Here is a 13,885-nt window from a genome sequence, read left to right as displayed (position 1 = left end):
ATGAGTCCCGTTCTGTCCGGGGTGCTCCAGCTCCTCGCGCTCGTCGCCGCGCTGGCCCTCGCCTATCGTCCGCTGGGCGACTACATGGCCCGCGTCTACTCCTCCGAGAAGCACTACAAGCCGGAGAAGTGGATCTACAGGGCCATCGGCGCGAACCCGTCCGCGCAGATGCGCTGGCCCGCCTACCTGCGCGCCGTCCTCGCCTTCTCCGGCGTGAGCGTGCTGTTCCTCTACGGTCTGCTGCGGTTGCAGGGCGTGCTCCCCGGCTCGCTCGGCTTCGCCTCGATCAAGCCGGACCAGGCCTTCAACACGGCCGTCTCCTTCGTGGCGAACACCAACTGGCAGTCGTACTCCGGCGAGCAGGCCATGGGCCACGTCGTGCAGACCGGTGGGCTGGCGGTGCAGAACTTCGTCTCGGCGGCGGTCGGCATGGCCGTCGCGGTGGCCCTCGTACGGGGCTTCGCGCGCTCCCGCACCGGTGACCTCGGCAACTTCTGGGCGGACCTCGTCCGCGGCACCGTCCGCATCCTGGTGCCGATCGCGGTGATCGGTGCGCTCGTCCTCGTCGCGTGCGGGGTCATCCAGAACTTCTCCGGGATCCACCAGGTCGGCCAGTTCATGGGCGGCACGCAGCAGTGGAACGGCGGAGCGGTGGCCTCGCAGGAGGTCATCAAGGAACTGGGCACGAACGGCGGCGGCTACTTCAACGCCAACTCCGCCCACCCCTTCGAGAACCCGACCCCCTTCTCCAACCTCTTCGAGATCTTCCTGATCCTCCTCATCCCCTTCGCGATGACCCGCACCTTCGGGCGGATGGTCGGAAGCCTGCGCCAGGGCTACGCGATCCTGGCGACGATGGCCGTGATCTGGCTCGGTTTCACCGCGCTGATGATGTGGACCGAGTTCGCGCACCACGGACCGGCGTTGCAGGCCGCAGGCGGCGCGATGGAGGGCAAGGAGACCCGCTTCGGCATCGGTGGGTCGGCGATCTTCTCGGTCGCCACCACCCTGACCTCGACCGGCGCGGTCAACTCCTTCCACTCCTCCTACACCGGGCTCGGCGGCGGCATCCAGCTGCTCGGCATGCAGCTGGGCGAGATCGCGCCCGGCGGTGTCGGTTCCGGCCTCTACGGCATGCTGGTCATGGCGATCATCGCGGTGTTCATCGCCGGCCTGATGGTCGGCCGGACCCCCGAGTACCTCGGCAAGAAGATCGGCACCCGCCAGATCAAGCTGGCCGCCTGCTACATCCTCATCACCCCCGTACTCGTCCTCGGGTTCACCGCGGTGGCGATGGCCCTGAGCGGGCCGCGGGAGTCGATGGCCAATGCCGGGGCGCACGGATTCTCCGAGGTCCTCTACGCCTACACCTCGGGCGCCAACAACAACGGGTCCGCCTTCGCGGGGCTGAGCGCCGACACCCCGTGGTTCAACACCACCATCGGCCTCGCCATGATGCTGGGCCGCTTCCTCCCGATGGTGTTCGTCCTCGCACTGGCGGGCTCGCTGGGCGAGCAGCGGCCGGTCCCGGAGACGGCGGGCACCTTGCGCACCGACAAGCCGCTCTACGCGGGCCTGTTGGTCGGCACGATCATCATCATCACCGGACTGACCTACTTCCCGGCCCTGGCGCTGGGCCCGCTCGCCGAAGGGCTCGCCTCATGAGCACCGCCACCCCCACCCCCACGCCCACGCGGGCACCGCACCAGGACGCCCCCACCGGACACGCGCCGGAGCAAGGGCGGGTCGGTGCCGGCCTCTTCGACCCGGCGCAGCTCTTGAAGTCCTTCCCGGACGCCGTCCGCAAGCTCGATCCGCGGGTGATGGTCAAGTCCCCGGTCATGTTCGTGGTGCTGATCGGTTCGGTCGTCACCACCGTGCTGGCCCTGGGGAACCCGACCGACTGGTTCGGCTGGGCCATCACGGCCTGGCTGTGGCTGACCACGATCTTCGCCAACCTCGCCGAGGCCGTCGCCGAGGGCCGGGGCAAGGCCCAGGCCGACACCCTGCGCAAGGCCAAGACCGACACCGTCGCCCGCCGCCTCAGCGGAACCGTCGAGGAGCAGGTCCCCGGCACCGAGCTGCGGATCGGTGACCTCGTGGTCTGCGAGGCCGGTGACATCATCCCCGGCGACGGTGACGTCGTCGAAGGCGTCGCCTCCGTCGACGAGTCCGCCATCACCGGCGAATCGGCCCCCGTCATCCGGGAGTCGGGCGGTGACCGCAGTGCGGTCACCGGCGGCACCAAGGTCCTCTCCGACCGCGTCGTCATCAAGATCACGACGAAGCCCGGCGAGACCTTCATCGACCGCATGATCGCCCTCGTCGAAGGCGCGGCCCGGCAGAAGACCCCGAACGAGATCGCCCTCAACATCCTGCTGGCCTCGCTCACCATCGTCTTCCTGCTCGCGGTCGTCACCCTCCAGCCCTTCGCTATCTACGCGGGCGCCGAGCAGTCGATGATCGTGCTCACCGCACTGCTGGTCTGCCTGATCCCCACGACGATCGGGGCGCTGCTCTCCGCGATCGGTATCGCGGGCATGGACCGGCTCGTGCAGCGCAACGTCCTGGCCATGTCCGGGCGCGCGGTCGAAGCCGCCGGCGACGTCTCCACGCTGCTGCTGGACAAGACCGGCACCATCACCCTCGGCAACCGTCAGGCCAGCGAGTTCGTCCCCGTCAAGGGCACGACCGAGGCCGAGCTCGCCGACGCCGCGCAGCTGTCGTCGTTGGCCGACGAGACCCCCGAGGGCCGCTCGATCGTGGTCCTGGCGAAGGAGAAGTACGGCCTGCGCGAACGCCACCAGGGCGAACTCGCCCACGCCGAATGGATCGCCTTCACCGCCCAGACCCGGATGTCCGGCGTCGACGTGGACGGCCGCAAGACCCGCAAGGGCGCCGCCGGATCCGTCATCGCCTGGGTGACCGAGCAGGGCGGCCAGGTCGCCGAGGACGCCGACGTTCTGGCCAACCGGATCTCCGAGGCCGGCGGCACTCCGCTCCTCGTCGCGGTCGAGGACGCCCGCGGCGCCCGGATCCTGGGTGTCATCCACCTCAAGGACGTGGTCAAGGAGGGCATGCGCGAACGCTTCGACGAGCTGCGGCGCATGGGCATCAAGACCATCATGATCACCGGTGACAACCCGCTCACCGCCAAGGCCATCGCCGAAGAGGCCGGTGTCGACGACTTCCTCGCGGAAGCGACGCCCGAGGACAAGATGGCCCTCATCAAGCGCGAACAGGCCGGCGGCAAGCTCGTGGCCATGACCGGCGACGGCACGAACGACGCCCCCGCGCTCGCCCAGGCCGACGTCGGCGTGGCCATGAACACCGGAACCTCGGCCGCCAAGGAAGCCGGGAACATGGTGGACCTGGACTCCAACCCCACCAAACTCATCGAGATCGTCGAGATCGGCAAGCAACTCCTCATCACCCGAGGAGCACTGACCACCTTCTCCATCGCCAACGACGTCGCCAAATACTTCGCGATCATCCCCGCCATGTTCGCGGTGGTCTACCCGGGCCTGGACAAGCTCAACATCATGGGCCTGGCCTCCCCCGAGTCCGCGATCCTCTCCGCCGTCATCTTCAACGCACTGATCATCATCGCGCTCGTGCCGCTCGCCCTCAAGGGCGTCCGCTACCGACCCACCAGCGCCGACAAGATGCTCCGCCGCAACCTCGGCCTCTACGGAGTGGGTGGCCTCATCGCCCCCTTCATCGGCATCAAGCTCATCGACATGCTCATCACCCTCATCCCCGGAATCGGCTGATCCGTCATGAACAACGCAGTAGGCAACACCGCGCGCCTGATCGGCGCGGGTCTCCGCGCCCTCCTCGTTCTGACCGTGATCTGCGGGGTCCTCTACCCCCTCGCCGTCACCGGCATCGCCCAAGCCGCCTTCCACGACCAGGCCAACGGCTCCGAGGTCAAGGACCACACCGGCGCCGTCGTCGGCTCCTCCGTCATCGGGCAGGGCTACGGGGACGACCTCCGTTGGTTCCAGTCCCGGCCCGCGGCCGGTCTGGGCCAGAACACCATCAACACCCAGTACGCGCTGCTGGTCTCCGGTGCCTCCAACAAGGCGGCCGACAACCCGGACCTGGTCAAGGCGGTCCGAGAGGCCCAGCAGAAGGTCGTCGCGGACAACACGGTCCCCGGCTTCACCCCGACGCTCGCGCAGGTCCCCGCCGACGCCGTGACCTCCTCGGGCTCCGGCCTGGACCCGGCGATCTCCCCGGCCTACGCGGCCCTCCAGGTCCGCCGGATCGCCGCGAAGAACCACCTCCCGGTGGCCAAGGTGGAGCAGCTCGTCGCCGCGCACACCGAAGGCCGCACCCTGGGCTTCATGGGAGACCCCCGGGTCAACGTCCTGGAGTTGAACGTCGCACTGAAGTCCCTGGCCGGCTGAACCGGGTGACGTACGAACGGGTCCGGACCGCGGAGCGGACCGGACCCGTCGGCGTGCGGTGGCGGATCAGGAGTTGTACGGGCGGGTCGTGCGGCCCTCGCGCAGGGTGGTGGCCCACCAGGTCAGCCGGTCCAGCAGGGTCTTCGCGGCGCCGGCCGCCCCCTGCGGGTCATGGGCCTGGCCGCCCTCGGCGAAGTGGTCCCAGGCGCCGTGGAAGCTGACCGAGTCCCGGATCGTGACGCAGTGCAGCTCGGCGAAGACCTGGCGCAGGTGCTCGACGGCCCGCAGACCGCCGGAGACGCCGCCGTAGGAGACGAAGGCGACCGGCTTGGCGTGCCACTGGGTGGTGTGCAGGTCGAGGAAGTGCTTCAGGTGGGCCGGGTAGCTGTGGTTGTACTCGGGGGTGATGACGACGAACGCGTCCGCCGCGATGAGGCGCTCGGACAGCTCCTCCAGCGCGGGGGTGCGCGGGGTGCCCCAGTTCGGGTGGGCGGCAGGAAGCTCCAGCGCGGCCACGTCGATGACGTCGACCTCGAAGCCCGCGTGCTCGGTGGCGAGCGCGGTGAACCATGCGGCGACGTTCGGGGCGAAGCGGCCTTCGCGGGTGGAGCCGACGATGACGGCGAGCTTGTTCCAGGGTGCGTTGTTGTCCATGGCAGGGAGGGTACGTGCGAGTCGATCTTGGTTCTCTGGTCGGGGGTTTCACGTGAAACGAATGAACTGTTTCACGTGAAACGCGGTGTTTCACGTGAAACAGCCGCTCGGACAGCCCCTGTTGGGGCGGCCCGGACCGTCACTCCGTGGCGATCCCGAAGTCGTGCACGAGGGCGGCCAGTCCGCCCGGGTACCCCTTGCCGCCCGCTACGAAGGACCAGTCGCCGCCGGCTCGTCGGCGGAAGGATCCCAGCACCAGAGCGGTCTCCCCGGGGCGTCCGTCGGACACCTCCAGCTGGTCGATCTCCGACCCGTCGCTGCCGAGCAGTCGGATCCGGGCGGCGGCGAAGCCGGACAGGTCGGCGTGCGGATGGGCCTCGGTGTCCACTGCCGCGACCAGGACCAGCCGGTCGGCGCGGTCGGGGAGGGAGTCGAAGGCCACCTCGATCGCGGCCCGGTCCGGCGGGGTGTGGGCGCGGCTGCGTACCGAACCATCGGGCGTGCTGTGGTTGTTGAAGAAGACGAAGTGCTCGTCACTGAGCACGCGGGTCCCCTGGCAGACGAGCGCGCACACGTCGAGCATGACCGGGCCCGACCAGGACATGCCGAGGACGTTGTACTCGGCGGAGGCGGCCGTGGGCGCGGGGGCGGCGTCGTGCTGGGTGGCGTCGCGCTGGGCGGGCACGGACGCGGTCGGACGGCCACCGTCCCCGAGGCGGCCGCGCAGGCCGTGGCGGTGCAGCAGGTCCACCAGCTCCGGCCCGGAGACCAGTTCCAGCGGCTTGCCCTGGGCGAAGTGGTGCGACCCGGGCCCGAAGCCCGAAGTGGTCACCAGCACGCCCTTGTTGGCTCCGGCCCCCTGGACCGTGCCGTACAGGTCGCGCACGGCCGTCGGCGGCACGGTGTTGCGGTACCGCTTGACCTGCACCACGATCGAGCCGCCGCGGATGGGGGTCGGGTCGGTCGCCTCGACATCCACTCCGCCATCGTTGGACCGCGTGGTCATCACGGCCCGCATCCCCATGGCCCGGAAGAGCTCGGCGACCAGGGCCTCGAACTCGATGGGATCCATGGCGAACAGATCGGGCTCCCCGTCACCGCCCCCGGGGCCGTCACCGCCGCCCTGACCGCTGCCGTGCGTGACCACGCCCGAGCCGACGTCCTGCGGTGTGCGGGCCGGACGTACGGCGGTCAGCGCGTCGGGACGGGCCGACAGCTGACCCCGCAGCGCTCCGGTCAGGCAGTCGACCGGGTTCACCTGGGCCAGGTGGAGGGCGGCGAAGGAGGGGCGGGTCGCCATCACCGTGGCCAGGAAGATCTGGGCCGGGCGGCCCGTCGCCGGGTCGTGGTCGTCCACGTAGCCGTTGAGGGCCACCGACTCCAGGGCGCCGAACTCGTCCGCCTCGAACAGGTCCCGCAGGACCAACAGGGCGCACTGCGCCAGCAGGTCGCGGTACACGGCCCGGCGCTGGCCCACCGGGAGCGGTGACTCCTTGTCCTGGTCCGTGCTCGGCATGTACCGCACCGACTTCGCGGTCGGCACCACGTCGAAGCCCGGGAGCTCCCAGTCCAGGACCAGTTGGCGGGCCCCGGGGTCATAGGCGGCGCTCAGCGCGCGCGGCAGTTCCTCGGGCCAGCCCGAGGACGCGTACAGCGCGGCCGAGAAGTACTCGACGGCGGATTCGGGGTCCCCGGCGCGCAGCGAGGCCGCGAGCTCGGCGATCCCGGTGTTGTGCGCGCGGACCTCCCCGAGCTGTCCGCCCGCCCACCGGTCGTACTGGGCGCGGTAGGCGGCGAGCTGCTGCTGGCGCTGCACCTCGGCGGCCTGGGCCGCGTGCCAGGCCCGCGTGTAGCGGGCGTGGGCGTCGGCCTCGGCCTGCGCCCGGCGGCCCGCCCCGATCCCCCAGCCGGTCTGCACGGGGAACTGGTGCGGCTCCGGCATCGGCACGGGGCGCGCCAGCTCCCCCGGATTGAAGGCTTCGACCTGCTCGGGGCGGCGCAGCGTGGCGATCCGGAAGGCGGGTGCGGCGCAGCCCTGGCCGAGCAGCCCCTGGAGGGCGGCGACCTGGGCTTCCAGACTCTCGGTGAGTCGGCGCGCCTCGGCGTCCCGGTACTGGCGGTAGGCCGCCTTCTGTTCGCGCAGCCCGCGGGCCGTGTCGCGTTCCTGGGCCCGCTGCTGGCGATCTCGCTCCCGCTGCTGCATGGCCTGCGAGCGTTGCTGTTGGCGCTGGGCCTCGGCCCAGATCCCGACCAGTCCACTGGAACGACGACTCATCCGCCCCGGCCCTCCCCGACCCCGTGCGATACCCACGCAAACCCTAGCGGGTGACGGGCATGCCTCAGGGCCGGTCGCCGCTGATGGCGACCGGCCCCGAGGGTGCGCTCGGTTCCCTGCGGGGTCCGTCCCCCGGCTGCTACTTGGGCATCAGGACGGTGTCGACGATGTAGACGGTCGCGTTGGCGGTCGGGACGTTGCCGCAGACCACGGTGGAGGTGTCGTTGACCTGGTAGGAGGTGCCGGATCCGGTGGTGGTGACCTTGCCCTTCTCCAGGGTGTCGAAGGAGCCGTTCTCCAGCTGCTTCGGCGTGAGCTTCTCGCCCACCACGTGGTAGGTGAGGATCTTCGTCAGCTGGGCCTTGTCGGCGAGGACCTTGTCCAGGTCGGCCTTCGGGATCTTGGCGAAGGCGTCGTTGGTCGGCGCGAAGACGGTGATGCCCTTCGCGTTGTTGAGGGTGTCGACCAGTCCGGCCTGCTTCACGGCGGCGACCAGCGTGGACAGCGCCGGGTTGTGGGAGGCGGCCGTGGCGACCGGGTCCTTGGCCATGCCGTCGAAGCTGCCCGCACCGGTGGCGGGAACGCCCGCACAGGCCGGGCCGAACGGCTTGTCCGTGCCCATCGAGTCGTTCGCGGCGGGCGAACTGGCGGCCGCGCTCTGCGAATCGGCGGCCGGACCCGACGCACTGTCCTTGTTCGGGTCCGAGGAGCAGGCGGCCAGGGCGAAGGGCAGGACGGCCGCGGTGGCGACGGCGAGAGCGGTACGGCGGAAACGAAGCGTGCTCATTGCGTTCTCCAAGGTGGTGTAGCGGTCACTCATGAGGTGGTGCGGATGGATCGGGGTGGGTCGGGGTGAGTCGGGGAGGTCGGTGCCCCGGGGTCAGCCGGGGGTGACGAAGACGCTGTGCCAGCCGTCCGCTCCGTCGGGGATGGTCGGGGTGCGCCGGTCGGTCTGGAGGTGACCGGCGCCGTCGGTGGCGCGGACGGTGAGGGTGTGGCCGCCGGGTGTGGTCCGCCAGGGGAAGGACCACTGCCGCCAGGTGTCGACGGTGTCCTGGTCCGCGAGGTCGGCGTCCTGCCACGGGCCGTCGTCGATCCGCACCTCCACGCGGCGGATGCCGCGGTGCTGGGCCCAGGCGACCCCGCCGACCATCACCGTCGTCCCGGCCGGTGGCCGGGCGAACGGCTTGGGGGTGTCGATCCGCGCCTGGGTCTTGATCGGTGCGCGCCGGGCCCAGGAGCGGCGGACCCAGTAGGGGTCGTAGGCGTCGAAGGTGGTCAGCTCGATGTCCTGGATCCACTTGCAGGCGGACACGTACCCGTAGAGGCCGGGGACGAGCATGCGGACCGGGAAGCCGTGGTCGAAGGGGAGCGGCTCCCCGTTCATGCCGACCGCGAGCATCGCGTCACGGCCGTCCATGACGTCCTCGACCGGGCTGCCCAGGGTCATCCCGTCGACGGATCGGGCCACCAGCTGGTCGGCCGGGCCGCCGCGCGAGGGGGGCCGTACGCCCGCCTCGCGGAGCAGGTCGGCCAGCCGGACGCCGAGCCAGCGCGCGGTGCCGACGTACGGTCCGCCCACCTCGTTGGACACGCAGGTGAGGGTGACGTCCCGCTCGATCAGGTCCCGGCCGAGGAGCTCCTGGTAGGAGTACGTGCGGGGGCGGGCCACGCCCTTGCCGTGCAACCGCAGCCGCCAGGTGTCGGCGTCGACCTTCGGCACGACCAGGGCGGTGTCGACCCGGTAGAAGTCGGCATTGGGGGTGGTGAAGGGGCTGATCCCGGGGATCCGCAGGGCGGCCCGGGCCGGTACCGGCGCCGCCGGTGACGCCGGAGCGGGCAGCCGGACGGCGGCCCGGGAGGCCACCGCACCCTGCCCGTGCCGCGCGCCCAGGGTCCGCCCGAGCGCGCCCGCACCGGTGGCCACGACGGCGGTGGCCCCGGCGACGAGCAGGAACCCGCGCCGGTCGACCCGGCCCGCGACCCCGGCCCCACCGACCCCGGCCCCACCGACCCCGGCCCCACCGACCCCGGCCCCACCGACCCCGGCCCCACCGGGCCCGGTCGCACCGGCCCCGGTCGCGGGCCGCGGCAGTCGCCCGACGAGCAGGTACAGGACCGCGGCCCCGGCGGCCGCGCCCACCAGCGAGGGCAGGGCGTCGAGCGGACCGGAGGCGTCGGGACGGGTGAGGGCGGCCGCCGCGCCGAGCACGCCGAAGACCAGCACCCCGGCGGCGCCGGTGCGCCGGTGGCGCAGGGCGAACCAGCCGAGCAGCAGGGCCAGGAGGCCGAGCGTCGCGACGATGCCGAGCTGGAGGACGAGCTTGTCGTCGCTGCCGAAGTGCCGGATCGCGAAGTCCTTGACCGGGGCGGGGGTGCGGTCGATGGCCGCACCGCCGACGGCGGTGACCGGCCCCGCCTGGGGCCGCACGAACGAGGCGATCAGTTCCGCGACGGCCAGCGCCGTGTATCCGGACAGCAGGCCGCTCAGCGCGGCGAGGGCGCTGTGCTTCACGGCTGATCGGTTGATGGTCACGTCTGGGATTCGGCGCCCCGGGCCCCCCGGATTGGTCGGGCCCGCGGGATCACCCGGTGGAGCGAGCGACGGAGCGGACGTTGACGCCCGGCGCGCGGGCCCGGGTGCTGCCGCGGCCGGGCCGATCCGTGGGGCGGTGGGCCAATCCGTTCGGGCCCCGGCTCCGAAGAACGGGTGACCCGGGGTGCCACCACCCATGCCGTGCGGCGCGAAGGACTGCCCATGCAAGCGATCCACCGAAGGAGGGCGGAGCGGTGAGCCAACCGGTGCGCCTCGGCAGCGGCGAGGGAGACCGCCACGAGCGATCCGTCCGGCCCGACCCGGCGGAACTGATGGCCAGGGTCGCGCTCGGCGACCAGGACGCCTTCGCCGCGCTCTACGACGTGATCGCCGGACCCGTTTTCGGCATCGTCCTCAAGGTCCTGCGGGACCGCGCGCAGTCCGAGGAGGTGACCCAGGAAGTGATGATCGAGATCTGGCGCGGGGCGGCCCGCTACCAGAGCGCCCAGGGCTCCGTCATGACCTGGGTGGCCACCCTCGCGCACCGGCGCGCCGTGGATCGGGTGCGCTCCGCGCAGGCGGCCGCGAACCGCGACCACAAGGACGCCCTCGGCTCGCTGACACCCCCCTTCGACGAGGTCAGCGAGCAGGTGGAGACCCGGCTGGAGAGCGAACAGGTGCGCCGCTGCCTGCGCCGCCTGACCGAACTCCAGCGTGAGACCGTCACGCTGGCCTACTACCAGGGCCTGACCTACCGAGAAGTGGCGCAGACCCTGCAGACCCCGCTCCCGACCATCAAGACCCGTATGCGCGACGGACTGATCCGGCTGCGCGACTGCATGGGGGTGACCACGTGAAGACCGAAGACCCGCACGCCCTCACCGGTGCGTACGCGCTCGACGCGCTGGGCCCCGACGAGCGCCACGCCTTCACCCGGCACCTCGACCACTGCACCTCCTGCGCCCAGGAGGTGCGGGAGTTCGCCGCGACCGCCGCCCGGCTCGCGTCGGCGGCCGCCGTGACCCCGCCGCCCGAGCTGAAGGCGCGGGTGCTGGACCGCATCGACACCGTGCGCCAACTCCCGCCGCGCGTACCGGCGCCGGGACGCTACGCCGAGCTCGCCACCCGGATCCGGCGGCGCGGCGGGGTCTTCGTGATCGCGGCCAGCGTCGCTGCGGCCGTCACCTTCGGAGCGCTCGCCCTGGACCAGCACGAACGGGCCGGGCGGGCGGACCGGGTGCGGCAGTCCGCGCAGCAGGACGCCGACCGGGCCGGGGCGCGCAGCGAAGCGCTCGCCGCGGTGCTGGCCGCGCCGGACGCCCGTACCGCCACCGGCCGGACCGCGACCGGGGCCCGGGTCACCGTCGTCACCTCGGCCGCCCGCGACCAAGCGGTGGTGCTGGCGCCGCAGTTGCCGGCGACGCCCGCGGGGACGACGTACCAGCTGTGGTTCTCGGAGCACGGCTCCATGCGTCCGGCCGGGCTGCTGGGCGGCGGGCACGCGCTGCTCCTGGACGGGGCGGTGCGGGACGCCACGGCGATCGGACTCACCGTCGAACCGGCGGGCGGCTCCGCGAGCCCCACCACCGCCCCGGTCCTGGTCATGGCGCTGCCGGCGTAGTGCGCCACCGGCCGAAGCGGAAGGATTCAGCCGATGTGGACGAGATCGGCAGGCCGGGCACGGACGAGGGGTCCCGTCCGTTGTCCGGGTGCCGATCTATGACATAAGGAGACAGAAATGGCCCTGTGGGACCGCGTCAAGGATTCCGCCGCGACGATGCAGACGCAGCTGGTGGCGAAGCGGAACGACCTCAAGAGCGGGGCGTTCAGGGACTCCAGCATGGCGATGTGCGCACTCGTGGCCGCGGCCGACGGCACGATCGACGCCGCCGAACGCCAGCGCGTGGCCCAGCTGATCGGGACGAACGAGGTGCTCCAGAACTTCCCGGCCGACGAGCTGCGGCGGCGCTTCGACGAGAACCTGGACAAGCTGGCCGCCGACTTCGACTTCGGCAAGGTCAGCGTCATGCAGGAGATAGCCAAGGCGAAGAAGAAGCCCGCGGAGGCGCGCGCGGTCATCCAGATCGGCATCGTCATCGGCGGCGCCGACGGCGACTTCGACAAGACCGAGCAGGCCGTCGTCCGCGAGGCGTGCTTCGCACTGGGCCTGCCCCCGCACGAGTTCGACCTCTGACGGACCGCCGAGGGACCGGCGACGGTCTGTCGAGAGCCCGTCGGGGGTCTGCCGGGGGCCCGTCGGGGGTCTGTCGAGGGCCCGCCGGGGGTCTGCCGGGGGTCTGTCGACGACCCGGCGACGGCCCGCCCGGGGACCGCGCTACAGCCGGCATCCCCGGGGCGACCCCGAAGGGTTCCCCCGGGGGCTAGCCCCACCCCGGTCGTCACGCCTGCCGGATGGGACGGCGGGCTCCGGCCGACCAGGCTGTGTCGCATGACGACCTACACCCGCACCAGCGCCGCTCTCGCCCTCTCCGCCGTGACCGCCGCAGCCGCGCTGACCGTGGCCTTCGCCCCGCGGGCCGACGCGGCGGTCGGGGCGGTCGGGGCGAGTGCGCAGGCCACGGCCGAGAGCGCAGGGGTCCCCGCGCTGGCTTGGCACCTCTGCGAGCGGCCCGGCGGGCCCGCCGGTCAGGAGTGCGCCGAGCTGCCCGTCCCGCTCGACTACCGCGACCCGGACGGGCAGCAGCTCTCGCTGGCGGTCTCCCGGCTCCGCAGCGACCGGCCGGCCGCCCGCCGCGGCACGCTGATGATGCTGCCCGGGGGACCGGGCGGCTCCGGGGTGCAGCGGCTGGCCCAGAAGGGCGAGGCGCTGCGGAAGGAGCTGGCGGGCGGATACGACCTGGTGGGCCTCGACCCGCGGGGCGTGGGCGCCAGTACCACCGCGAGCTGCGGACTGGCTCCCGAGGACCGCCGGCTCAGCACCCTGCGGGGCTGGCCCGGCGCGGACGGCGGCATCGAGGAGAACGTGGCCCGCGCCCGCCGGGTGGCCGAGGCCTGCCGGACCAACGGCGGTGCGGTGCTGCGCAGTTTCACCACCGCCAACCAGGTCCGGGACATGGACCGGCTGCGCCGGGCCCTGGGCGAGCAGAAGCTGTCGGCCTGGGGGACCTCTTACGGCGCCTACGTCGGCGCGGTCTACGCCCAGCAGTACCCCCGGCGCACCGACCGTTGGGTGCTGGACAGCAGCGGTGACCCCGACCCCGCGCGGGTGGCTCGCGGCTGGCTCGCGAACATGGCGCAGGGGGCCGACGACCGGTTCCCCGACTTCGCGGCCTGGGCCGCCGACCCGGCCCGCGCGGCCGAGGGCCTGCGCGTCGCCGAGCGCCCCGAGGAGGTGCGCCCGCTCTTCCTCGCCCTGGCCGCCACGCTCGACCGCACGCCCCGGACCTCGACCACCGAGGGGGTGCCCCTGACCGGGAACCTGCTGCGCCAGGCCCTGCAGAACGCCCTCTATGGCGACGCGGCCTTCCCGGGCCTCGCCCGGCTCGTCCGGCAGGCCCAGGACCCGGCCGCGACCCCGGTGCTGCCGCCCGAACTGGCCCAGCCGCTGCGCGACGAGGACGCGGCGATCGCCGTCGCGGTGATCTGCAACGACGTGACGTGGCCCGGTGACGTGCAGGGCTACGCCCGCGCCACGGCCGCCGACCGGGCGGCCCATCCGCTCACCGCCGGGATGCCCGCGAACATCACCCCCTGCGCCTTCTGGAAGGACGCGCCGGTCGACAAGCCCACCCGGATCACCGACCGGGGCCCCTCCAACGTGCTGATGATCCAGAATCTGCGCGACCCCGCCACCCCCTACTTCGGGGCTCTCAAGATGCGCGCGGCCTTCGGCGACCGGGCCCGCCTGATCACCGTCGACCACGGGGGCCACGGCGTCTACCTGGGCAACGGCAATGCCTGCGGCGACCGCGCGGTGACCGACTTCCTGACCACCGGCCACCGCCCGGCCGAGGACCGGTACTGCGCCGCGGGGAAGTGACCGCGGTC

At 72.3% G+C, this 13,885-nt stretch carries 11 protein-coding genes; 7 read left to right on the top strand and 4 right to left on the bottom strand.

Annotation, left to right across the window (positions count from 1 at the left end):
• The 3 genes from kdpA to kdpC are packed head-to-tail and all read left to right on the top strand — an operon-like array spanning position 1 to position 4,412.
• Entirely contained in the window at positions 1-1,665 is a 1,665-nt protein-coding gene (gene kdpA, locus ACIBEA_RS27450; RefSeq protein ID WP_399265342.1) for a potassium-transporting ATPase subunit KdpA, read from the top strand.
• On the top strand, positions 1,662-3,773 hold the full coding sequence (gene kdpB / locus ACIBEA_RS27445) for a potassium-transporting ATPase subunit KdpB (protein ID WP_399265340.1): 2,112 nt from the start codon (positions 1,662-1,664) through the stop codon (positions 3,771-3,773). Before kdpA ends, kdpB begins: the two co-directional genes overlap by 4 nt.
• A gap of 6 nt (positions 3,774-3,779) precedes the next feature.
• Positions 3,780-4,412 (top strand): potassium-transporting ATPase subunit KdpC, encoded by a 633-nt coding sequence (gene kdpC / locus ACIBEA_RS27440; RefSeq protein ID WP_399265338.1) that lies wholly within the window; start codon positions 3,780-3,782, stop codon positions 4,410-4,412.
• A gap of 66 nt (positions 4,413-4,478) precedes the next feature.
• Here the strand turns inward: kdpC and ACIBEA_RS27435 are convergent, their stop codons facing one another.
• The 4 genes from ACIBEA_RS27435 to ACIBEA_RS27420 all read right to left on the bottom strand — a co-directional run bounded on the left by ACIBEA_RS27435 (position 4,479) and on the right by ACIBEA_RS27420 (position 9,886).
• Positions 4,479-5,066 carry an NADPH-dependent FMN reductase gene (locus tag ACIBEA_RS27435; protein ID WP_399265336.1) on the bottom strand — a complete coding sequence of 196 codons (588 nt, stop codon included), beginning with the start codon at positions 5,064-5,066 and terminating at the stop codon, positions 4,479-4,481.
• Positions 5,067-5,205: 139 nt separating this feature from the next.
• Positions 5,206-7,341: a restriction endonuclease gene (locus ACIBEA_RS27430; RefSeq protein ID WP_399265334.1), complete on the bottom strand. Its 2,136-nt coding sequence runs from the start codon at positions 7,339-7,341 to the stop codon at positions 5,206-5,208.
• Between the two features lie 139 nt (positions 7,342-7,480).
• Positions 7,481-8,128, bottom strand: coding sequence for a fasciclin domain-containing protein (locus tag ACIBEA_RS27425; RefSeq protein WP_399265332.1), 648 nt, complete (start codon positions 8,126-8,128; stop codon positions 7,481-7,483).
• Positions 8,129-8,221: 93 nt separating this feature from the next.
• A complete protein-coding gene (locus ACIBEA_RS27420) occupies positions 8,222-9,886 on the bottom strand; it encodes a molybdopterin-dependent oxidoreductase (protein ID WP_399265566.1) in 1,665 nt (554 codons plus the stop codon).
• A gap of 245 nt (positions 9,887-10,131) precedes the next feature.
• Here ACIBEA_RS27420 and ACIBEA_RS27415 point away from each other — a divergent pair, with 245 nt between their 5' ends.
• The 4 genes from ACIBEA_RS27415 to ACIBEA_RS27400 all read left to right on the top strand — a co-directional run bounded on the left by ACIBEA_RS27415 (position 10,132) and on the right by ACIBEA_RS27400 (position 13,877).
• Positions 10,132-10,734, top strand: coding sequence for a sigma-70 family RNA polymerase sigma factor (locus ACIBEA_RS27415; protein ID WP_399265330.1), 603 nt, complete (start codon positions 10,132-10,134; stop codon positions 10,732-10,734).
• Positions 10,731-11,498, top strand: coding sequence for an anti-sigma factor domain-containing protein (locus ACIBEA_RS27410; RefSeq protein WP_399265328.1), 768 nt, complete (start codon positions 10,731-10,733; stop codon positions 11,496-11,498). The genes ACIBEA_RS27415 and ACIBEA_RS27410 overlap by 4 nt, the downstream gene beginning before the upstream one ends.
• A 117-nt stretch (positions 11,499-11,615) precedes the next feature.
• Entirely contained in the window at positions 11,616-12,071 is a 456-nt protein-coding gene (locus ACIBEA_RS27405) for a tellurite resistance TerB family protein (RefSeq protein WP_399265326.1), read from the top strand.
• Between the two features lie 255 nt (positions 12,072-12,326).
• Positions 12,327-13,877 carry an alpha/beta hydrolase gene (locus ACIBEA_RS27400; protein ID WP_399265324.1) on the top strand — a complete coding sequence of 517 codons (1,551 nt, stop codon included), beginning with the start codon at positions 12,327-12,329 and terminating at the stop codon, positions 13,875-13,877.
• The last annotated feature ends 8 nt before the right edge of the window (positions 13,878-13,885 follow it).

Source organism: Streptomyces sp. NPDC051555 (genome assembly GCF_044454405.1).
Classification (GTDB): Bacteria; Actinomycetota; Actinomycetes; order Streptomycetales; family Streptomycetaceae; genus Streptomyces.
This window is presented reverse-complemented; position numbering and strand designations above follow the sequence as displayed.